Annotated in this window: 22 protein-coding genes and 1 tRNA gene; 10 read left to right on the plus strand and 13 right to left on the minus strand. The window is 63.8% G+C overall.

All coding sequences use genetic code 11. The annotated features are described in order from the left end of the window. The first annotated feature begins 117 nt into the window (after positions 1 to 117). Together FOY51_RS00905 and FOY51_RS00910 are read left to right on the plus strand one after the other, a co-directional pair. Positions 118 to 588 (plus strand): Zn-ribbon domain-containing OB-fold protein, encoded by a 471-nt coding sequence (locus FOY51_RS00905; RefSeq protein ID WP_149428328.1) that lies wholly within the window; start codon positions 118 to 120, stop codon positions 586 to 588. Further along, a complete protein-coding gene (locus FOY51_RS00910; RefSeq protein ID WP_149428329.1) occupies positions 588 to 1,778 on the plus strand; it encodes a lipid-transfer protein in 1,191 nt (396 codons plus the stop codon). The genes FOY51_RS00905 and FOY51_RS00910 overlap by 1 nt, the downstream gene beginning before the upstream one ends. Here the strand turns inward: FOY51_RS00910 and FOY51_RS00915 are convergent. Further along, entirely contained in the window at positions 1,771 to 2,256 is a 486-nt protein-coding gene (locus tag FOY51_RS00915; RefSeq protein WP_149428330.1) for an RrF2 family transcriptional regulator, read from the minus strand. The genes FOY51_RS00910 and FOY51_RS00915 overlap by 8 nt on opposite strands. Before the next feature lie 8 nt (positions 2,257 to 2,264). Further along, positions 2,265 to 2,840: a TetR/AcrR family transcriptional regulator gene (locus FOY51_RS00920; RefSeq protein ID WP_149428331.1), complete on the minus strand. Its 576-nt coding sequence runs from the start codon at positions 2,838 to 2,840 to the stop codon at positions 2,265 to 2,267. Positions 2,841 to 2,952: 112 nt separating this feature from the next. Between FOY51_RS00920 and FOY51_RS00925 the strand changes: the two genes are divergently transcribed. From FOY51_RS00925 to FOY51_RS27065, 4 genes are all read left to right on the plus strand, one after another. Then, positions 2,953 to 5,097, plus strand: coding sequence for an MMPL family transporter (locus tag FOY51_RS00925; protein ID WP_214633039.1), 2,145 nt, complete (start codon positions 2,953 to 2,955; stop codon positions 5,095 to 5,097). A gap of 126 nt (positions 5,098 to 5,223) precedes the next feature. Beyond that, positions 5,224 to 5,691, plus strand: a complete 468-nt coding sequence (locus FOY51_RS00930; RefSeq protein WP_149428333.1) for a MarR family winged helix-turn-helix transcriptional regulator — start codon at positions 5,224 to 5,226, stop codon at positions 5,689 to 5,691. Between the two features lie 20 nt (positions 5,692 to 5,711). Next, entirely contained in the window at positions 5,712 to 6,122 is a 411-nt protein-coding gene (locus tag FOY51_RS00935) for a DUF5313 domain-containing protein (protein WP_149428334.1), read from the plus strand. 29 nt (positions 6,123 to 6,151) lie between these two features. After that, the gene (locus FOY51_RS27065) at positions 6,152 to 6,328 is read left to right on the plus strand and encodes a hypothetical protein (RefSeq protein WP_187776125.1); all 177 of its coding nucleotides are present in this window, start codon (positions 6,152 to 6,154) and stop codon (positions 6,326 to 6,328) included. Between the two features lie 2 nt (positions 6,329 to 6,330). On the opposite strand, the gene eda is transcribed toward FOY51_RS27065, so the two are convergent. The 3 genes from eda to zwf are packed head-to-tail and all read right to left on the minus strand — an operon-like array spanning position 6,331 to position 10,267. Further along, positions 6,331 to 6,942, minus strand: a complete 612-nt coding sequence (gene eda, locus FOY51_RS00940) for a bifunctional 4-hydroxy-2-oxoglutarate aldolase/2-dehydro-3-deoxy-phosphogluconate aldolase (protein ID WP_149428335.1) — start codon at positions 6,940 to 6,942, stop codon at positions 6,331 to 6,333. Between the two features lie 14 nt (positions 6,943 to 6,956). Next, positions 6,957 to 8,792: a phosphogluconate dehydratase gene (edd, locus tag FOY51_RS00945; protein ID WP_149428336.1), complete on the minus strand. Its 1,836-nt coding sequence runs from the start codon at positions 8,790 to 8,792 to the stop codon at positions 6,957 to 6,959. Next, on the minus strand, positions 8,789 to 10,267 hold the full coding sequence (gene zwf, locus FOY51_RS00950) for a glucose-6-phosphate dehydrogenase (protein ID WP_149428337.1): 1,479 nt from the start codon (positions 10,265 to 10,267) through the stop codon (positions 8,789 to 8,791). The genes edd and zwf overlap by 4 nt, the downstream gene beginning before the upstream one ends. Before the next feature lie 148 nt (positions 10,268 to 10,415). Here zwf and FOY51_RS00955 point away from each other — a divergent pair, with 148 nt between their 5' ends. After that, positions 10,416 to 11,597 carry an ROK family protein gene (locus tag FOY51_RS00955; RefSeq protein WP_149428814.1) on the plus strand — a complete coding sequence of 394 codons (1,182 nt, stop codon included), beginning with the start codon at positions 10,416 to 10,418 and terminating at the stop codon, positions 11,595 to 11,597. A 51-nt stretch (positions 11,598 to 11,648) separates the two neighbouring features. Then, positions 11,649 to 11,843, plus strand: a complete 195-nt coding sequence (locus FOY51_RS00960; RefSeq protein WP_149428338.1) for a hypothetical protein — start codon at positions 11,649 to 11,651, stop codon at positions 11,841 to 11,843. Here FOY51_RS00960 and FOY51_RS00965 read toward each other — a convergent pair. The 3 genes from FOY51_RS00965 to FOY51_RS00975 form a co-directional block, all read right to left on the minus strand. Beyond that, positions 11,832 to 12,392, minus strand: coding sequence for a cysteine hydrolase family protein (locus tag FOY51_RS00965; RefSeq protein ID WP_149428339.1), 561 nt, complete (start codon positions 12,390 to 12,392; stop codon positions 11,832 to 11,834). The genes FOY51_RS00960 and FOY51_RS00965 overlap by 12 nt on opposite strands. Then, positions 12,389 to 13,261 (minus strand): alpha/beta fold hydrolase, encoded by an 873-nt coding sequence (locus FOY51_RS00970; RefSeq protein ID WP_149428340.1) that lies wholly within the window; start codon positions 13,259 to 13,261, stop codon positions 12,389 to 12,391. The genes FOY51_RS00965 and FOY51_RS00970 overlap by 4 nt, the downstream gene beginning before the upstream one ends. A 221-nt stretch (positions 13,262 to 13,482) precedes the next feature. Continuing rightward, positions 13,483 to 14,661, minus strand: a complete 1,179-nt coding sequence (locus FOY51_RS00975) for a Fic family protein (RefSeq protein WP_149428341.1) — start codon at positions 14,659 to 14,661, stop codon at positions 13,483 to 13,485. Positions 14,662 to 14,933: 272 nt separating this feature from the next. Here FOY51_RS00975 and FOY51_RS00980 point away from each other — a divergent pair, with 272 nt between their 5' ends. Beyond that, positions 14,934 to 15,581 carry a site-specific integrase gene (locus FOY51_RS00980; RefSeq protein WP_371830390.1) on the plus strand — a complete coding sequence of 216 codons (648 nt, stop codon included), beginning with the start codon at positions 14,934 to 14,936 and terminating at the stop codon, positions 15,579 to 15,581. A gap of 15 nt (positions 15,582 to 15,596) precedes the next feature. On the opposite strand, the gene FOY51_RS00985 is transcribed toward FOY51_RS00980, so the two are convergent. The 4 genes from FOY51_RS00985 to FOY51_RS01000 form a co-directional block, all read right to left on the minus strand. Further along, a tRNA-Ser gene (locus tag FOY51_RS00985) sits at positions 15,597 to 15,687 on the minus strand. A gap of 42 nt (positions 15,688 to 15,729) precedes the next feature. Continuing rightward, complete coding sequence (locus tag FOY51_RS00990) at positions 15,730 to 15,927, minus strand: CsbD family protein (protein WP_149428342.1); 198 nt, start codon at positions 15,925 to 15,927, stop codon at positions 15,730 to 15,732. Positions 15,928 to 16,060: 133 nt separating this feature from the next. Continuing rightward, positions 16,061 to 16,495, minus strand: a complete 435-nt coding sequence (locus tag FOY51_RS00995) for a nucleoside deaminase (protein WP_149428815.1) — start codon at positions 16,493 to 16,495, stop codon at positions 16,061 to 16,063. 19 nt (positions 16,496 to 16,514) lie between these two features. Beyond that, a complete protein-coding gene (locus tag FOY51_RS01000; protein WP_149428343.1) occupies positions 16,515 to 17,051 on the minus strand; it encodes a tRNA adenosine deaminase-associated protein in 537 nt (178 codons plus the stop codon). Positions 17,052 to 17,144: 93 nt separating this feature from the next. Here FOY51_RS01000 and FOY51_RS01005 point away from each other — a divergent pair, with 93 nt between their 5' ends. Then, complete coding sequence (locus FOY51_RS01005) at positions 17,145 to 18,110, plus strand: prephenate dehydrogenase (RefSeq protein WP_149428816.1); 966 nt, start codon at positions 17,145 to 17,147, stop codon at positions 18,108 to 18,110. A gap of 53 nt (positions 18,111 to 18,163) precedes the next feature. Here the strand turns inward: FOY51_RS01005 and FOY51_RS01010 are convergent, their stop codons facing one another. Beyond that, the gene (locus FOY51_RS01010; RefSeq protein ID WP_290367867.1) at positions 18,164 to 18,775 is read right to left on the minus strand and encodes a putative glycolipid-binding domain-containing protein; all 612 of its coding nucleotides are present in this window, start codon (positions 18,773 to 18,775) and stop codon (positions 18,164 to 18,166) included.

Raw genomic sequence — 18,775 nt, forward strand, 5'->3', positions numbered from 1 at the left:
CGGAACAGTGATGCAAGACACTCGTCGCGATCGTCGATTTGCAACACGTTCCAATTGACCGAGCACCAGCATTGCGGGCCTTGTTGGCATCTGTTCTGCAACGTGTTTTAGTGAGCTATGACATCGCGAACGCGCGTACCCGCGCTCGGATCCGAGGGCTGGTTCACGCCCGATGCTGCGGAACCGACACTGCTCGGGCAACGCTGCACCACCTGTCGCACGTACGCGTTCCCGAAGGCCGATTTCGGGTGCCCCAACCCGGCTTGCCTGGGAACCGAGTTCGACGAGGTACCCCTCTCGCGGCGCGGGAAACTCTGGAGCTACACCGACGCGCAATACAAGCCGCCACCTCCCTATGTGGTGCCCGGCGACGAACACACACCGTTCGCGATCGCCGCCGTCCACCTCGAGACCGAGGGTCTGACCGTGATGGGTCAGGTGATCGCCGGAGTCGGCGTTGCAGACCTCACCGTCGGACAAGACATGGAGTTGGTGATCGACGTCCTCTACAGCGACGACGACACCGACCACCTGATCTGGAAATGGCAGCCAGTGAGCAGCGTCGTCCATGACGGGGAGGCCAACTGATGGGCGCACACGATGTAGCCGTACTCGGTGTCGGCATGCACCCCTGGGGCAAATGGGGACGCAACTTCGTCGAATACGGTGTCGCCGCCGCACGAGACGCCCTGCGCGACGCGGGAATCGACTGGTCGCAGGTGCAATTCGTCTCCGGTGCCGACACCATGCGCAACGGCTACCCCGGCTACGTCTCCGGCGCCACCTTCGCCCAAGCGTTGGGCTGGAACGGCGCCCGCGTCGCGTCGTCGTACGCGGCGTGTGCGTCCGGCGTCACCGCCATCGAAGCCGCCCGCACGCGAATCCTCGCCGGACTGTGCGATGTCGCCCTGGTCGTCGGCGCGGATACGACGCCCAAAGGATTCCTCGCCCCCAACGCCGGTGACCGCCCGACCGACCCGGACTGGTTGCGGTTTCGGCTGATCGGCGCCACGAACCCGACGTACTTCGCGCTCGCCGCCCGCCGCCGCATGGACCTCTACGGCGCCACCAGCACCGACTTCGCGAAGGTGAAGGTCAAGAACGCCACCAACGGGCTCGCCAACCCGAACGCCCGATACAAGAAGGCGGTGACGGTCGAGGACATCCTGGCCAGTCCGGTCGTTGCCGATCCGCTGCATCTGCTGGAAATCTGCGCCACCTCCGACGGCGGCGCCGCCCTGGTGCTCACGTCGATGGAGTACGCGAAAAAGCTTGGCAAAGCACCGGTTCGGGTGGCCGCGGTGTCCACGGTGACACCGAGCTATCCCAACACCATCATCGACCTGCCGGACATCGCGACCGACTCCTCAGCCGTCGTCGCGCCGCCGGACTTCCGCTTCAAAGCGTCGATCGCGCACGCCGCGTACGAGGAAGCCGGCGTCGGTCCCGAGGATCTGTCGTTAGCCGAGGTCTACGACCTCTCGACCGCGCTCGAACTCGACTGGTACGAAGACATCGGCATCTGCGGAGCAGGCGACGCCGAGAAACTGCTCAACGACGGCGCCACCCACATCGGCGGCCGTATCCCGGTCAATCCGAGCGGCGGACTCGCCTGCTTCGGCGAAGCCGTTCCCGCACAAGCAATCGCGCAGGTCTGCGAAATCACCTGGCAGCTACGCGGACAAGCCACCGGGCGTCAAGTCGAAGGCGCCACAACAGGAATCACAGCGAACCAAGGTCTCTTCGGTCACGGTTCGTCTGTATTGCTGACTACATAGACGAGCTGTCCACCGAAGGGGCAGGTCGTCGGCGCCACGCCTGCGGCTCGATCGTCAACTGGTCGACGAACTCCGGAAGTTGGTTCGTCGCAATGTCTTCGATGCTGACCTGCTCCAACACAGCTCGCATGTTGACGCGCACCGCGACCCACACGTGACGCAGCGGGGCCGCCGAGCCCGAGTACGAGACGTCCTCCGGTCGTTCGCCACGCACCGACGCGAGCGGGCCATCGATGGTACGAATCACGTCCGCGATGCTGATCTGCGACGCAGGTCGCGCCAGCCAATATCCACCGTCGGGTCCGCGCCTGCTCTGCACCAGACCACCGCGCCGAAGCTCGCCCAGGACCGCCTCCAGTACCTTGCCCGGAATTGCCTGCGCCGCCGCGACCGCTTCGGCCTTTGCGCTCTGCTGCGGACTGCTCGCCAACTCGACAAGAGCGCGGACGGCGTAATCGGCCTTCGCGGTGAGGTGCACGGGGTCGATTATGCGGGTTGCGTCGACTGCGCTGTCGGACCGAGCACGGCCATGGCCGCATCGAGCAGCACCCGTTCGACGAGGTCGTCGCCCGCGGTGGGCACCAACTCCTTCGACGACAACGCCACACCGAGGAGATGCAGCGCACCGATGGCGCGCAGGTGCGCCTCGGGATTCGCATCCGGACCAGCCAGCCAGGCGTAGAGCCTGTTGCTGTCCGCGACCATGGCCGGATACTTGTCGTCGATGGCGTTGATGATCGCCACGGTGTCGCGCAGCAGCAGCGCACCCTCGTCGCGGAACTGCATCAGGCCTGACAGGTAGTGGCGAAGCACGGACCGCATGGCGTCGTCGCTGTACGGCATGGCGACGGCCTCGTCGGTCACCGAGCGCATGTGGTCGAGCACGGGTTCGACGATCGCCGCGAGCAGATCCGCCTTCGACGCGTAGTGGTAGTACAGCGATGCCTTGGTGATTCCGACGTCTTCGGCCACTTCACGCAGGCTCGTCTGCTCGAATCCTTTCGCCGTGATCAGCCGGATCGCCGCCTCGCGAATCTGTGTTCGCGTGTCTCGGACGCTCATCGAAAACCTTTCCGCCCGAATTAACCGATTGCCTGCCTACCGTGCGGTCGGTAGTCTACTGATCATTATCCAGTGCGGCACCGAACTCTGGAGGGGAAACATGTTCGGAAAAATGGCCAGATTTGTGGTTTTCAATCCGTGGAAGGTTATTGCGGCCTGGGTGGTGGTCGCAGTCGCAGTATTGACCTTCGCACCGGGTCTCAACGATGTTCTCAACCGCGAACAGGCAGGCTTCCTGCCCGACAAGTACGAGTCGGTGCAGACGCAGAAGCTCGCCGAATCTGCGTTCGCCAAATCCAACGATGCGACGGGGACCGCGGTCCTCAAACGCGACGACGGCGGACCGTTGACGCCGCAGGACCAGGAGAAGATCACCGCGCTCGCCAACACGTTGAGCACGTCGAAGATCGATCGCGTCGTCGCTGCGCAGACCGGGCCGCAGGCGGTCTCGCCGAACAGGGAAGTGCAGCTGATCAGCCTGCAGTTCCAGGGTTTGCCGGATGACACAAAGGTTTTCGACGCCATCAAGAAGATCCGGGAAACCGGGAAGACCGACCTCAACGGCACCGGCCTACATATGGCCGTCACCGGTGATGCCGCCCTGGGCGTCGACAACCAGGACGCATTCAGCAACGCCCTCGCCATCGTCGGCATTGCGACGGTCGTGCTGATTCTGTTCCTGCTGCTCCTGATCTACCGAAGTCCGGTTGCCGCATTCCTGCCGATCTTGTCCGTGGGCATCGTGTCGTCGATCGCGCCAGGAATCATCGCGCTGGTCGCGAAAGCCACTGGCTTGCAGGTGGATCAGTCGTTGCAGATCATCTTGACGATCGTGCTGTTCGGCGTCGGTACCGACTACATCGTCTTCCTGCTGTTCCGGTTCCGTGAGCTGCTCCGCGAGGGCGAAGAGCCGAAAACCGCTCTGGTGCAAGCTGTTGCGCGAGTCGGCGAAGTGATTGCCTCGGCAGCCGGTGCAATCATCGTCGCGTTCATGGCGCTGCTGTTGGCGATCTTCGGCGCGTTCCGAAGCTTGGGACCGGGTCTGGCGATTGCGGTTGCGATCATGGCGATCGCGTCGGTGACGTTGGTACCGGCGATCGTGTCGCTGATCGGCACCAAGGTGTTCTGGCCGTCGAAGTCGTGGCAAAAGCAGCCGACCGGAACAACTTTCGCGAAGTTGGGTGCCTTCACCGGACGTCGGCCCGCGGTGGTGGCGTTGATCTCCGGCGGCATCATGGTGGTGCTTGCGCTGGGCATGTTCAGCTTCAAAACCGACTACGACCAGCTCTCCCAGCTCCCAAGCGACACCGAATCGGCACAGGGGTTCAAGGATCTGCAGTCCGGCTTCCCGGCCGGAGCACTCAATCCGACGCTGGCATACGTGCATTCGACGGACGGCAAGCCCCTCGATCAGTCGACAGTCGACGGCATTGCCGATCAGTTGAAGACCGCGCCGGGAATCGGCGGCACCATGGCGGGCCAGGACGGCAAGCTGGGCCTCATCTCGAAGGACGGGCAGACTGCACAGATCAATCTGCTGCTGACCGCAAGTCCGTACGCGAACGAGGCGCTGGACACGATCGAGCCGCTGCGCGATGCGGCGCACAAGATCGCGCCGGCGGGCAGTGAAGTGCTGATCGGTGGTCCGACGGCCGCATACGCCGACATTCGCGACGCCAACAACAGGGACCTGTCGGTGATCTTTCCCGTCGCAGGTGTGTTGATCGCCCTGATCCTCGGGTTGCTGCTACGCAGTGTGGTCGCGCCGCTGTACCTGATGGCGTCGGTGGTGCTGGTGTTCTTCTCGACGATGGGCGCGACGGCGTTCCAGGTGACGCATCTACAGGACCGACCGGGCGTCAGCTTCTCGCTGCCGATCATGTTGTATCTCTTCGTCGTTGCCATCGGCACGGACTACAACATTCTGATGATCGCCAGGCTTCGAGAGGAGTCGAGACTCGGGAAGGAACCACGCGAGGCTGCCCGATTGGCGATCGCGCACGGTGGTCCGTCGGTCGGCGCTGCGGGCGTGATCCTGGCGGGCACGTTCGGCTCGATGTTGTTGGCGGGCATCGCGTTCCTCACCGAAATGGGGTTCTCGGTGGCACTCGGCATCCTGCTCTCGTCGTTCGTGATGTCGATGTTCCTTGTCCCATCGGTGACGGCGCTGCTGGGACACAAGGCCTGGTGGCCCGGCCACGGAGATGCCGCGCGGGAAACCAAGCCGGACGACGATCTCGAGCCTGCTCGCGTCTAGTAGCAACCGCCACGCACTCGAGTTCTTGCCCGTGCACCCCGAATTCGGGGTGTGCGGGCACGAATCGGAGTGTGCGAGGCGTACGTCACATCAGTAGTGCACTAACTATTAGTGTACGATCTTTCTATGACCACGACCGAGACAGACCTGCTTGCACTCGACAAGCAGGTCTGTTTCGCGCTCGCAGCGACCAATCGCGCCGTTCTGGCCGTCTACCGGCCACTGCTCGAACCGTTGGGGCTGACCCATCCTCAGTATCTGGTGATGCTGGCGCTGTGGGATCACCGCGGTGACAGCGCACCCCTGTCGGTCAAAGGAATCGCCACGCTGCTCCGGCTGGACTCGGCAACCTTGTCGCCGATGCTGAAACGACTCGAGGCCATCGGGCTGATCACCCGCGCCCGCCGTGCAGCCGACGAGCGCGCGACAGACGTCGAACTCACTGCCGCCGGTGTCGAGCTGCGCACTTGCGCGCTGGATATTCCACCCGCCGTCATCGCCCGCCTCGGGGTCGACATCGCCGAACTGGAAGAGCTGCACCGAGTCCTGACCCGAATCAATCGCGCTGCCCTCGCGGCCGGCGCCCTCGCATGACCACCGCCGACAGGAGCCCGATGACTAACGCGAAACCCTCTGCCCTGCAATACGTCGCTTACTCGTACGGCCGACACCTGCCGGACTCGATGCGCAGTTGGGTCGCCAACGATCTTGCCGGGCCGGGAGCGCTTCGACGGCACCTGATTCGGTTCGCGATACCACCGTTCCTGCTGCTCGCCCCGTTCTGGTTGATCCCGGCCTCGCTGTACGTGCATCTCGAGATGACAGCGCCGATCTACATCTGGTCCGTGCTGATGTCACTGGCACTGAACAAGATCTGGCGCAGGCACCGGCTGGCGGTTCACGGCCTCGACCCCAACCTCGTCGACGTGCTCCAACGCCAGAAGGATGCGCACATCCACGAGGAATACGCTCGACGTTTCGGAGCGCGCCCGGACACGTCGGGCAGAAACAGCAGCCCGTTCTGACGAAATCGGCTCCACGTAAGATCGGCCCCGTGAACCAAGCCAACGTCATGGTCATCGCCGGCATCGCCCTCATCGCTGTGGCGACGGTCGCGCTGATCATCAACGGTGGGAGCGGTTTTGCGATCGGCCTGCTCTGCGTCGCGCTGGTTGCGAACATCGCGCTCGCGCTTTACCGCGAACGGATGCGTCGCAAGTACCGCAAGTAGAGCTACTGTGACGCGGCCGTTGCCAACTCCGTCACCCGATCCCAGTCCCGTGCAGCCAACACATCTGCGGGCGTGATCCACGATCCTCCGACGCAGCCGACGTTCTTCAGCGCCAGGTAGCTCGCAGCATTGTCCGGATTGATCCCACCCGTCGGACAGAAGCGTGCCGCAGCGATCGGGGCGTGCATCGACTTCAGATACGGCGCTCCCCCAGCCGCCTCTGCTGGGAAGAACTTCAGCTCCGTGTACCCAGCTTCGAGCGCCGCGAGCACCTCCGAAGCCGTTGCGACACCGGGCAAATGGGGCAGACCGGTATCGGTCATCGCCTGGAGCAAGGTGGGCGTGCTGCCAGGCGATACCAGAAATTGCGCCCCCGCTGCGGCAGCGTCCTTCGCGTGCTCGGGTGCGACGACTGTGCCCGCACCGAGCAGAATCTCCGGCACCTGGTCGGCGATGCGCTCGATCGCGGCAAGCGCGACGGGCGTTCGCAGCGTCAGTTCGATGACGGGCAATCCGCCCGCGACGAGGGCGAGGGCAAGCGGCACAGCATGTTCCACGTCATCGACGACGACGACGGGTATGACGGGGACACGGTCCAACAACGATGCGGTCATCGGCTTCTCCTTGATCACGATGCGAGGTGGGACGGAAACACGCTGGCGCCTTTGTCGGCCGGCCCGACGGCAGCGCGCATGCTGGCGAACATTTCGCGACCGGTGCCGACCCATTCGTCGGCGCGCAACGCCCGACCGGTCGGTGTGCGGGCCGAGAACTCGTCGTCGGACACATGCAACGTCAGGGTGCCTGCTGCCGCGTCGACCGTGATGGTGTCACCATCGACAACACGGGCGAGAGGTCCGCCCGATGCCGCCTCCGGCGTGAGATGGATTGCGGCGGGCACCTTTCCGGACGCGCCGGACATCCGGCCGTCGGTGACTAGCGCGACGCGATGGCCACGATCCTGCAGCACACCCAACGCGGGTGTCAGCTTGTGCAATTCCGGCATGCCGTTGGCTTGCGGGCCTTGGTAGCGCAGCACGGCAATCAGATCGCCGTCGAGCGTCCCAGCTTCGAACGCCGCAAGGAAGTCGGCTTGGTCGTCGAACACGACGGCCGGTGCAGTCACCGCTCGATGCTCCGGCTTGACCGCCGACGTCTTGATGACAGACGAACCCAGGTTTCCCGCAAGCATTTTCAGGCCACCGTCGGTGTCGAACGGCTCGTCGGCACCACGCAGCACCGCGGTGTCGTGGCTCATGCTGGTGCCGTCGTGCCACAGCACGCCGTCACCGTCGAGCTTGGGTTCTTGGGTGTAACGGCGCAGGCCGTGTCCAACGACGGTGCGGACATCCTCGTGCAAGAGTCCGGCATCGAGTAGCGACCCGACGACGAAGCCCAGCCCGCCCGCTGCATGGAAGTGATTGACGTCGGCCTTGCCGTTCGGGTAGATCCGCGCCATCAGCGGCACCGTCGCCGACAAGTCCGCCAAGTCCTGCCAGGTCAACGTGATTCCCGCAGCCCGGGCAATCGCAACCAAGTGCATGGTGTGATTCGTGGAGCCACCCGTGGCGAGCAGAGCGACGCAGCCGTTGACGATCGCACGCTCGTCGATCATCTCGCCGATCGGAGTGTAGTTGTCCCCCAACGCCGTCAGATTCGTGACGCGACGGCCGGCCTCGGCCGTGAGTGCCGTGCGGATCGGGGTCCCGGGGTTGACGAAGCTGGAGCCTGGCAGGTGCAGACCCATCACCTCCATCAGCAACTGGTTGGAGTTGGCGGTGCCGAAGAACGTGCAGGTGCCGCTGCTGTGGTACGACTGCGCTTCCGCGTCGAGCAGCTCCTCGCGGCCGATCTTGCCCTCGGCGTAAAGCTGTCGCACGCGCGCCTTCTCACCGTTGGGCAATCCGGACGACATCGGGCCTGCGGGTACGAATACCGTCGGCAGATGCCCGAAACTCAAGGCGCCGATCAGCATTCCGGGCACGATCTTGTCGCACACACCGAGCATCAGCGCGGCGTCGAACATGTCGTGCGACAACGCGATCGCCGTCGACATCGCGATGACGTCGCGGCTGAACAACGACAACTGCATGCCGTCTCGGCCCTGGGTGATGCCGTCGCACATGGCAGGCACACCCCCTGCGAACTGGGCGATGCCACCGGCCTCGATCACGGCCTGCTTCAGTTGTGCCGGAAAGGTTTCGAACGGTTTGTGTGCGGAGAGCATGTCGTTGTATGCCGAGACGATCGCGACGTTCGGCTTGACCATGCCACGCAACGCCTTCTTGTCGGCGATGCCCGACGCGGCGAAACCGTGCGCCAGATTCGCACAGGCGAGCCGGCCACGTGCTGGACCACGATCGCCCGCTGCCCGAATCCGAGCCAGGTAGGCGGTGCGCTCCGGTGCGCTGCGCTCGACGATTCGATCGGTTACGTCGCGCAATGTCTGCTGAATGTCGTTCATGGAGTTGCCCCTTCGTGCCAGGTACGGCCGTCGCGCTCGATGAGTGTGGTCGCATCGGTGGGACCGTTTGTTCCTGCCGGGTAGCGGCGTGGGCCGCGTTCGGATTGCTGCCAGCCGACCAGAATCGGCTCGACCCATGCCCAGGCGGCTTCGACTTCGTCACGACGCATGAACAGCGTCGGGTTGCCTTGGACGACGTCCATCAACAGCCGCTCGTATGCGTCGGGTGATGGCCGGTGAAATGCCTCGGTGTAGTTGAGATCCAACGAGACCGGACGCATTCGCGTTCCTGCAGGACCGGGTTCTTTCGCCGTCATGTGCAGCCGAATCCCCTCGTTGGGTTGCAGCTGAATGACGAGCTTGTTCGGTTCGTTGCTGCCCTCGCTGTCCGGAAACATCGGGTGCGGAACAGGTTTGAACTGGATAACGATTTCGGAGCTACGTCGCTCCATGCGCTTCCCGGTGCGGATGTAGAACGGCACACCTGCCCAGCGCCAGTTGCGCACGTCCGCCTTGATCGCCACGAAAGTCTCTGTGCGACTTGCCACATTCTCTGCGTCGTCCTTGTAGCCGAGCACCGCTCCACCCTCGGCGAGTCCGGCGGTGTACTGGCCTGCGACGGTGCTGTGCGCGACATCGTCGGGCGTCATCGGCTTCAATGCCTGTAGCACCTTGAGCTTTTCGTCGCGCACGGTCTCGCGACCGACGTAGGTCGGCGGTTCCATCGCGACCAGACACAGCACCTGCAGCAGGTGGTTCTGCACCATGTCGCGAAGTGCGCCGGAATTGTCGTAGTACCCGCCGCGGGTACCGACCCCCAGCGATTCCGACACGGTGATCTGCACGTGATCGACCCAACTGGAGTTCCACAGCGGTTCCAGGAACGTGTTGGCGAAGCGAGTGACGAGCAGGTTCTGCACGCTCTCCTTGCCGAGGTAGTGGTCGATGCGGAAGATCTGCGACTCGTCGAACACAGCGCCGACGGCGTCGTTGATGGCGCGCGCCGACGCGAGATCGCGGCCGATCGGCTTCTCCAGCACCACGCGGGACTGATCGTCGACCAGGCCGTGTGTCGCGAGGTGAGTGCAGATCGGGCCGAACAGCGCGGGTGCGCAGGCAAGGTAGAAGACCCGGATCTTGCCGGGATCGGCGGGCAGTAGGTCGGTCAGCTCGGACCAGTCGTCGGCGTCGGCAAAGTCGATGCTCGCGTACTCGAGTCGAGCGAGAAAGCGGGCGACAATCGCGTCGTCGAGCGATGCGTCCGGTACGAATCGACCGAGCTCACCGCGGACCTTGTCGCGATAGCCGGCGATGTCGAGGCCGGCGCGGGAGGTGGCGATGATGCGCGAGGTCGCGGGTAGCTGGCCGTCACGATCTCGCAGGTAGAGGGCGGGAAGGAGCTTGCGGACGGCGAGATCGCCGGTTCCACCGAATACGACGAAGTCACAAGGGGCCACGGGTTTCGCGGTCGACATGGGAGCCTCCTCTGTTGAAGTGAGTTCCATGACGGCAAGAGTAGGCAGACTTATGGTTGTTGGCAAGACATACTTACGCACTCAATATACTTAAGTACGAAAGCTTCGGAGGTTGTCGACGACCCAGGAGGTTGGTTGAATGGCAGATATGCGCACGTCACCGTCGTCTTCACCCCCGCCCACAGCGGGAGACGTCTTCGCGCTGATCCGTGACGGGAACGCCGATACTCGTGCGGAGGTCGGCCGCATCACCGGTCTCTCCCGGACTGCGATAGCCGCGCGCATCACCGCGTTGCAGTCGCTCGGTTTGGTATCCGAACGCGAGGAGGCGCCCTCCACCGGCGGTCGCCCGCCCGCGCGACTGCGCTTCGATGCCGATGCGGGAGTGGTGCTCGCGGTCGCCATAGGCCGGAGTCGTACCCAACTCGGCGTCTGCACGCTCGCCGGCGACGCGCTGGTGACGTCGGAGATCGATCAGGAGATCGGCATCGGACCCGACGATCTGATGCCGGATGTCGCCAAGCGCCTCGATGCGCTGCTCCACGAGTTGGGCCGCGCACCGGCCGAGGTTCGCGGGGTCGGCCTGTGTATTCCAGGAACCGTCGACATCGACCGCGGCTGCAGTCTGGATTCACCGATCATGAACGGCTGGGACGGAATTCCGCTCGCTCCGTATCTTGCCAAGCTGACCGAGGCGCCGATCCTGCTGGACAACGATGCCAACGTGATCGTGCTGTCCGAGCGTCGTGGGCATCGCGAGCGATTCGACAACGTGTTGCTGATCAAGGCGTCGACGGGCCTCGGTGGCGGCATCGTCGCAGGCGGCACCCTACAGCGCGGTGCGCTGGGTGCGGCGGGCGAATTCGGGCACACCAAAACGCCTGCAGCCGTGGGGGTTCCCTGCCGGTGCGGCGATACCGGGTGTCTGGAAGCGATCGCGGGCGGGTGGGCGTTGGTGCGCGCGCTGCAGCAGCAGGGGCGCAGCGTCGGACACATCCGCGACGTGGTCGATCTGGCCCTCAGCGGAGATCCGGAGGCCAAGCGGTTGATCCGCGAAAGTGGCCGTCAGATCGGTGAGGTGCTGGCCGCCGCGATCAACCTGCTGAACCCTGACGCCCTGGTCATCGGCGGCGACATGGCCAAGGCGTACGACACCTTTGTCGCGGGTCTACGCGAGACGGTCTACGGCAATGCGACCGCCCTCGCTACCCGAGAGCTGCAGATTCTGCCGACCACCCACGGTGACCAGTCCGGCGTAATCGGTAGTGCAGCATTGGTTTTGGAGCAGGTACTGAGTGCACGAGCGATCGACCGAGCGCTACAGGGTTAGCCGGTTCGCATTACTCAGCGGATTCATACATCGCGGATCTAGGATCGTTCGATGAGGCTGGATCGCACGAGCAGACGAAGCGTATGTCTGCTGCTGTTCTACTTCGCCTGCGTCGGGGTCTTGTGGAGCGACAACGGATTCAGCGCGTTCATCACTGCGCTTCTCGCACTGGGCGTTGCCCTCACGGTGTGGGAGATCGCGAAATCGCGACGTCGCCCGAAAGTAGGGCGCGAACTATCTGGCTAGCGCCCGCACCACGTCGGCAGTCGCCACGACCGTCGCGAACTCGCCATGCAGATTGGTGCAGGTCGCTCGGGTGAGCTCGTCGGCGGTCATGGTGGTGCCGTCGGGGCCGGTGCGATCGAAGGTGTAAGTCGCATCGGCGACGAACAAGACGTCGTAGCCGAGGTTGCCGCCGACCCGCGCCGTTGTCTCGCAACAGTGGTTGGTGGTGATGCCGCAGATCACCAGCTCGCTCAGCTTCCGCTGCTTCAGCCAGGCGTCGAGGTCGGGACTGCCGTGAAACGACGAGTTGACGGTCTTGGCGATCCGGAGCTGCGGCTCGGAATCGAGGTAGCTCTTCAGCTGATGGCCGGGATTGGCCGGATGCAGCGGGCTGTCCGGGTTGGCCGAATCGTGTTGGACGTAGATCCTGGACAAGCCCTCTGCGGCATAGGCTTTGTCGAGTGCCGCGATGTTCGCGTCGGCGTCGGGATTGTTGCGCGGCCCCCACCACGGATCGTCGAAACCCTGTTGGGCATCGACGATCACAAGAGCTGATGCGCCGAGGTTCATGTTGTCGATCTTGCCAGCAAGAACTCACGGAGGGCTCGTACCACCTCGTCGGGGGCCTCCTCCGGCAGAAAGTGTCCGCCCGGCACTGCGCCGCCGCGGACGTCGTCGGCCCACTCCCCCCAGACAGCCAGCGGGTCGTACCACTTGCCGAGCGGCCCGTCAGCGCTCCACAGCACCAAGGTCGGGCACGCGATCTTCGGCAGTCCATGATCGGCGTCGTCGTGCTCGATGTCCACGGTCGCTGCGGCGCGATACTGCTGGCAGATTGCGTGCACGCGCTGCGGGTCGGCGAACTGGCGGCGGTACACCTCACGCACGTCATCAGGAAACTCCGCGGCGCTGGACCAGTCGTCCAGCATGTAGTCGACGAAGGCCGACGGGTCGTTGGCGACCAGCCGTTCCGGCACCGGATAGGGCGCGGCGAGAAACGACCACACCCAGAAGCCGAGCGCAAAGGCCTTGTCCGCGTGGCGAAATGCATGTGCGGTCGGGACGATGTCGAGCACCGCGAGACTGGTGACGGCATCCGGATGATCCAATGCAAGCCGGTACGCACAGCGAGCGCCGCGGTCGTGGCCGACTACACCGAACCTGTCGAATCCCAACGCGGACATCATCTCTCGCTGATCGAGCGCAAGGGCGCGCATACTGTAGTCGGCATCGGCGGGCGCGCTGCTATCGCCGAAGCCTCGCAAGTCGGCCGCGATTACGGTGAAGTGCTCAGCTAGCTCGGACGCAATGCGATGCCACATCAGATGGGTTTCGGGGATGCCATGCAAGAGCAACAGGGGTGGTCCGTCGCCACCGCGTCGGCCATGAATGGTGGCGTTGGAGACCTCGACATCGAATTCGGTGAAGTTTTCGAACATCTCTCCAGTGTGCCCATTGCCCACAAAAAAGCTCCCCACCTGCATCAACAGGTGGGGAGCTTTGGCGGTGGCGGAGGGATTTGAACCCTTTCAGTAGTGCTGCTCAAGGCCTTAATCGGCGGTCTAGCTGCATAAACACATCACTGTAAGTCACGCGAGATTGCGGTGTTTCGTGGGCAAGTGTGGGCAAAATGTGGGCGGACCGCTTGTGCAGCTCGATATCAAACAAGGAACTGCGTGACGTTCAGAACCTGTCTGCAGACAAAGAGCCGATTCTGTCTTTTGCCTGTGATCTCGACCAACAGTCCCTTGTCTACTAGTTTGGCAACGGCTTGGTTTGCCGTCTCGAATCCTTTTCCGGTCAAGATTCGGGCGGTCGGGACATCGAGGACTGGGTAACCAATAAGGAACTCGGCCAGGTGCAGAGCCGTCCCCTTGACCCCTTGGACTCGAAGGTCCTCAACGATTGAATCCCGAAGTATGAGAAGCTGCGTGATCTTCTGAACTCCAGCACGCGCTTGGACATGCACTGCCTCGGCGAAGAACTCGATCCACGGGTCAAAGTCACCCGTCAGAGTGACATCTAAGAGACCTTGCTGATACACGTCGCGTCGCTGCTCAAGCCACGGAGCAAGGTTCAAGACCGGCCACCGCAGAACGCCATCCTGCATAAGTTGCAGGATGGCGATCAGACGACCTAGGCGGCCGTTTCCATCTGCAAATGGATGCAGGGTCTCAAACTGATAGTGCGCCATAGCCATTCGCGCAACGATCATGAAATCGTCATCGCGATTGACCCATTTTTCCCAGTCGCTCATACCTTGCACCAGTCGATCGTCTCCAGGGACTGGCACAAAACGCGCCTCTTCAATTGGCCGGTTCTTGGGTCCTATTGCAACCTGCCGTTGCCTGATGTCACCCGCATCGAAGCTATCGCCCTGCGTGCCCTTGACGATCGTTGCTTGTAGCCTTCCCGCCAGATTCCTACTAATCGGATAGGTCTTGATCAGCTCGACAGCTTGGTCAGTAGCCGTTACGTAGTTTCGGATCTCTCGCTGCTCAACAGTCAGTTGCCGATCGTCGAGGAAGTCCGCTTCGAGCACGTCGTCGAAGCTGGCGTAGGTACCTTCAAGCGCCGACGTGCTGGCCGCTTCGCGGCGGACCGTGGGCCTTACAAGGATCTCTGGACGTGGAAGTTGCGACACAGCCTGGTCCAGACGTGCAACTTCCATCGCCGCCAGGCCAGCGATATTCGCAGCCCTCGCACCAAGTGTCGGACTTGCCGGAAGTGGCTGCGGGACGAACGCCCAATAAGACCAGCCCAGGCCAGTTCGAGGATCCGTTCCCGAGATTGGTACCAACTCACCAATAGGTGACTTCCGAAGCCCGTCTACATCCACGATTCAAGTTTAGGCCACAAAACCTGAACGTCGTGGCGGGCATTCAGGATCACCTGAGTGTTGCATGGAGGATTCCGGTAACACCCTCAAAACCTGAACTTACATATGTGTCATTCAGGAAACTGGGTAACGACAGACCTTCGCTTAAGCGGTTGTGATTCGCGCGTATGGCGTCCTTGCCGGGGTGCTCGACAGCGCTATGAAGGCCAAGCGGCTGGCCAAGAACCCGGTGCGGCTGGTTGAGAACCTGCCGAAAAGGTCGTCGAAGCGCCATGTTGTATCTGACGGCGGATGACGTCCGGCGACTTGCTCACGAGTCGGGGCAGCATCGGGTGCTCGTGCTGGTGTTGTCCTACTGCGGTCTGCGGTGGGGCGAAGCGGTTGCATTACGGGTCGGCGATATCGAGTTTCTTCGACGGCGATTGGCGGTTGCCGACAACGCGGTGCAACTCGGTGTCGACCATGCAGTCGGCCAGACCAAGGGCAAGGCAGTGCGAGCGGTGCCGGTCCCCCAGTTCGTTCTCGATGAGCTTTCGAAGCAATGTCAGGGCCGCGACCGCAACGGTCTCGTGTTCGGCGACGGCGCTACCTACCTGCCTCGACCGAAGTCCGACGGCGGTTGGTTCGCGGGCGCGGTGAAGCGGGCCCAGGTGCAGCGGATCACGCCGCACGACCTTCGACACACCTGCGCAAGTCTCGCCGTATCCGCGGGCGTCAATGTCCTGGCGCTCGCGCGGATGCTCGGCCACACCGATCCAGCAGTGACGTTGCGCGTCTACGCAGACCTCTTCGACTCGGACCTGGATCGGGCAGCCGTCACGATAGATGACGCCTACTCGCCAGCAAATGTGGGCAAAGTGTGGGCAGATGAGACCCTACAGGCCGTCGAGAAGGCAACAAAAAGCCCCTCACCTGCGTGAACAGGTGAAGGGCTTTGGCGGTGGCGGAGGGATTTGAACCCTCGGACGGGGGTTACCCGTCACACGCTTTCGAGGCGTGCTCCTTAGGCCGCTCGGACACGCCACCGCCGGTGACTCTACCGGACACCGGCGGTAGCGTTAAATCCGGTCAGTTGCCGGTGAGCTTGTCCTTCAGGTCGCCGAGGGCATCCTTGGCCTTCTCGACGCCGTCCTTGATGGCGGAAGAAATCTGATCAGCTTTGCCTTCGCCTGCGAGTTCGTCGTTGCCGGTCAGGTTGCCGGCAGCTTCCTTCGCCTTTCCGCCGAAGTCCTCTGCTGCGTTCGAAGCCTTGTCAGCGATTCCCATGATGTCCTCCCGTAAGAGTGTCGCCCCCGGCAAGAGCCGACGCGAGGCGCGTCATCGCGCCGACCACATCTTGCCTTGATCGGTTTGCACGCGTCCATCGAATGTCGGGTTGCGCTCGCCTCGATTCAAACCGTTACCGTTGCGTACCGAAGAAGTTATCGAGCAGCAGAACGCATTCCGTTTCGAGAACACCCCCGCGGACCTGCGGCCGATGGTTGAGGCGACGGTCGCGTACCACGTCCCACAGCGACCCGACGGCACCGGTCTTCGGTTCCCACGCACCGAAGACGACTCGAGACACCCGCGCCAGGACCAATGCACCCGCACACATCGTGCACGGCTCCAGCGTCACCGCCAGCGTCGCGCCTTCGAGACGCCAACCATCGCCATGCACCTTGGCGGCAGCCCGCAACGCGAGAACCTCGGCGTGCGCCGTCGGGTCGCCGGACGCTTCACGGGCATTGGCGGCCCGCGCCAGCTCGTTTCCGTCGTCGTCGAACACGACGGCACCCACCGGAACGTCCGCAGGATCTGCAGCGGCAGCGGCGGCGAGCGCCGCCCGCATCATGGACTGATCGTCCACTCGATCAGCGAGGCAACTTGTCGAGCACGGCGGCAAACTCGTCCGCGAAGCCGAGTCGCTGCGCGATCATGCCCAGCTGCTCGTCCGGATACAGGTCGGTTTCGGCCACGATCACACTGAGCACCGGCTCCGGCAGACCGAGATCGGACAGCACGCCCAGGTCGCCTTCTTCCCACGGCTCGACGTCGTCGAGTTCGTCGGGATCGATATCCGGGATGTCGACGTTGATGGCATCGAGAATTTCTGCGGCGATGTCGTAGTCGATGGCCGCAGTGGCGTCGGAGAGCAGCAGCCGAGTACCGGATGGCGCAGGCCGCAGTACGACGAAGAATTCGTCGTCCACATCCAGCAGACCGAACACGGCGCCGGAACTTCGGAGCTCACGCAGCTCGGTTTCCGCCGTACTCAGGCTGGTCAGGGCAGCCGATGTCAACGGCGTGCACTTCCACTTCCCGTCCTCGTGAACAACCGCGATGCCGAATCCTTCGAGATCATCGAGTTCGTCCGAGGTCGCGCTGTTGGTGCTCGAACGCTGTGCCATGCGGGCAACGGTAGTCCGCAAGGTTGGGTTTGTTGTACTCACCTGTGGATTCGATACGTCGACGTGCAGGTTCTCGACGACGGTCGGCGCGCGATGTGCCAACCTGTTCTGGTGTCCGATCAACGCGAAACTTCGGTGTGTGTCCTTGGCCTCGGCCTGATCGGCGGCTCGGTTGTGCGTGCCGCGGCAGATGCGGGCAGGACCGTATGGGGCTACAACCGGTCGTCGAGTGCGGTTGTCGATGCGACCGCCGAAGGCTTCGACGCCGCCGACGACCTGCCCGCTGTGCTGCAACGGGCCCAGCGGGAGCACGCTCTGATCGTGATCGCGGTGCCGATGCCCGCCGTCGACTCGGTGTTGACGGCAATCACCGAACACGCACCCGACTGCGCCCTCACCGACGTGGTCAGCGTGAAGGCGGAGATGTTGTCGGCCGTCGAAAGGCATGGTCTCGCCGCCCGCTACGTGGGCGGACATCCGATGGCGGGAACGTCGGAATCGGGTTGGGCGGCATCTACCGCCGACCTGTTCCACGATGCGGTCTGGGTTGTCGGCACCGAAGCCGACGCCGATCCGATCGTCTGGTCGCAGGTGGCGCAGCTGGCGTTGGATTGCGGATCGGTGGTCATTCCGGCCGAGTCCGTAGAGCACGATCGCGCGGTCGCACGAATCTCGCACCTGCCGCACCTACTCGCCGAGGCGCTGGCCCTCTCCGGTGCGGCGGGCGGCGATTTGGCACTGACCTTGGCCGCCGGGTCGTTCCGCGACGGCACCCGCGTGGCAGGCACCGCACCCGACCTGGTCCGGGCAATGTGCGAAGCCAACTCGACGGCGTTGCTGATCGCGCTCGACGAGACGGTCGAGGTACTCAAAGCAGCCCGCATGGCATTGGCAGCGGCGGCGTCGACCGCCGACCTCGTGACCGCGGGCCACGCCGCCCACACCCGTTACACGCACCGGCAACGCTGGGACATCACCGACATCACTCCGGGCGATGACGGCTGGCAGGACGCGTTACGAAAGGCCGGCCGGCGGGGTGGTGCGCTCCGCGCACTGTGAGTGAAGTTGGGTGCCAGAGCACTGAATTTCACGCACGGGCGGCGAAGCCGCAGCTAAATACGCTCGGCCAAGCCTGGGTAGCTGATGACGAAGCCGTCGTGATCGACCTGAATCGATGAGCTCGAGACCGGCGACAGCACATGGATGCCGTCGCCGCCGCTGCTGTAGGTGAGGCTGGCGTCGTACACCGCGAGATCGGGCAGGTTCACGTAGACGACCGGAACCTGGACGTCGTCCGCGGCGTTCTGCAGCGACAGCCGCCGGATCGGCAGCGTGTTGAAGAACGGGCTGAGCACCACGTCAACGTCGAGCGCGCCCGCGTACGTCGAGCGCACCGGCGTCGTGCCGTTCTCGACCAGCCAGTTGCCCTCGGCATCCCGGGTGATCGAGCACTGACGTTCGCCGCCCGCGACGCTGCTCCGTAGCGAGAGCCGACGCGTCACGCCGCTCTCGTCGGTGACGAGGTCGTAGGACGCGCTGAACGCCGGGTGCTCACTGCATGCGCCGCCGATGATTCGGCCCGCGGCCTTGATTCGATTGCCAGCGAGCTGGACACGCACTGACTCCATGCGAGGGGCAGTGAGCGCCCGCCACGTCAGCACAGCCGGCCAGGTGGACACAGAACCGGCGGCGGGCTGAGCGGCCCCGGGAGCTGGGTTGGTCAC

Source organism: Antrihabitans cavernicola, from assembly GCF_008297975.1.
Classification (GTDB): Bacteria; Actinomycetota; Actinomycetes; order Mycobacteriales; family Mycobacteriaceae; genus Antrihabitans; species Antrihabitans cavernicola.

Bases quoted from the DNA above. Each gene is read 5' to 3' on its own strand.
- zwf (WP_149428337.1), bottom strand. From the start codon at position 10,267: ATGTCGACCGCGAAACCCGTGGCCCCTTGTGACTTCGTCGTATTCGGT.
- FOY51_RS00960 (WP_149428338.1), top strand. From the start codon at position 11,649: ATGAGGCTGGATCGCACGAGCAGACGAAGCGTATGTCTGCTGCTGTTC.
- FOY51_RS00995 (WP_149428815.1), bottom strand. From the start codon at position 16,495: ATGATGCGGGCGGCGCTCGCCGCCGCTGCCGCTGCAGATCCTGCGGAC.
- FOY51_RS00905 (WP_149428328.1), top strand. From the start codon at position 118: ATGACATCGCGAACGCGCGTACCCGCGCTCGGATCCGAGGGCTGGTTC.
- FOY51_RS00910 (WP_149428329.1), top strand. From the start codon at position 588: ATGGGCGCACACGATGTAGCCGTACTCGGTGTCGGCATGCACCCCTGG.
- edd (WP_149428336.1), bottom strand. From the start codon at position 8,792: ATGAACGACATTCAGCAGACATTGCGCGACGTAACCGATCGAATCGTC.
- FOY51_RS00980 (WP_371830390.1), top strand. From the start codon at position 14,934: ATGTTGTATCTGACGGCGGATGACGTCCGGCGACTTGCTCACGAGTCG.
- FOY51_RS01005 (WP_149428816.1), top strand. From the start codon at position 17,145: ATGTGCCAACCTGTTCTGGTGTCCGATCAACGCGAAACTTCGGTGTGT.
- FOY51_RS00955 (WP_149428814.1), top strand. From the start codon at position 10,416: ATGCGCACGTCACCGTCGTCTTCACCCCCGCCCACAGCGGGAGACGTC.
- FOY51_RS00920 (WP_149428331.1), bottom strand. From the start codon at position 2,840: ATGAGCGTCCGAGACACGCGAACACAGATTCGCGAGGCGGCGATCCGG.
- FOY51_RS00970 (WP_149428340.1), bottom strand. From the start codon at position 13,261: ATGTTCGAAAACTTCACCGAATTCGATGTCGAGGTCTCCAACGCCACC.
- FOY51_RS00965 (WP_149428339.1), bottom strand. From the start codon at position 12,392: ATGAACCTCGGCGCATCAGCTCTTGTGATCGTCGATGCCCAACAGGGT.
- FOY51_RS01000 (WP_149428343.1), bottom strand. From the start codon at position 17,051: ATGGCACAGCGTTCGAGCACCAACAGCGCGACCTCGGACGAACTCGAT.
- FOY51_RS00930 (WP_149428333.1), top strand. From the start codon at position 5,224: ATGACCACGACCGAGACAGACCTGCTTGCACTCGACAAGCAGGTCTGT.
- eda (WP_149428335.1), bottom strand. From the start codon at position 6,942: ATGACCGCATCGTTGTTGGACCGTGTCCCCGTCATACCCGTCGTCGTC.
- FOY51_RS00935 (WP_149428334.1), top strand. From the start codon at position 5,712: ATGACTAACGCGAAACCCTCTGCCCTGCAATACGTCGCTTACTCGTAC.
- FOY51_RS00990 (WP_149428342.1), bottom strand. From the start codon at position 15,927: ATGGGAATCGCTGACAAGGCTTCGAACGCAGCAGAGGACTTCGGCGGA.
- FOY51_RS00925 (WP_214633039.1), top strand. From the start codon at position 2,953: ATGGCCAGATTTGTGGTTTTCAATCCGTGGAAGGTTATTGCGGCCTGG.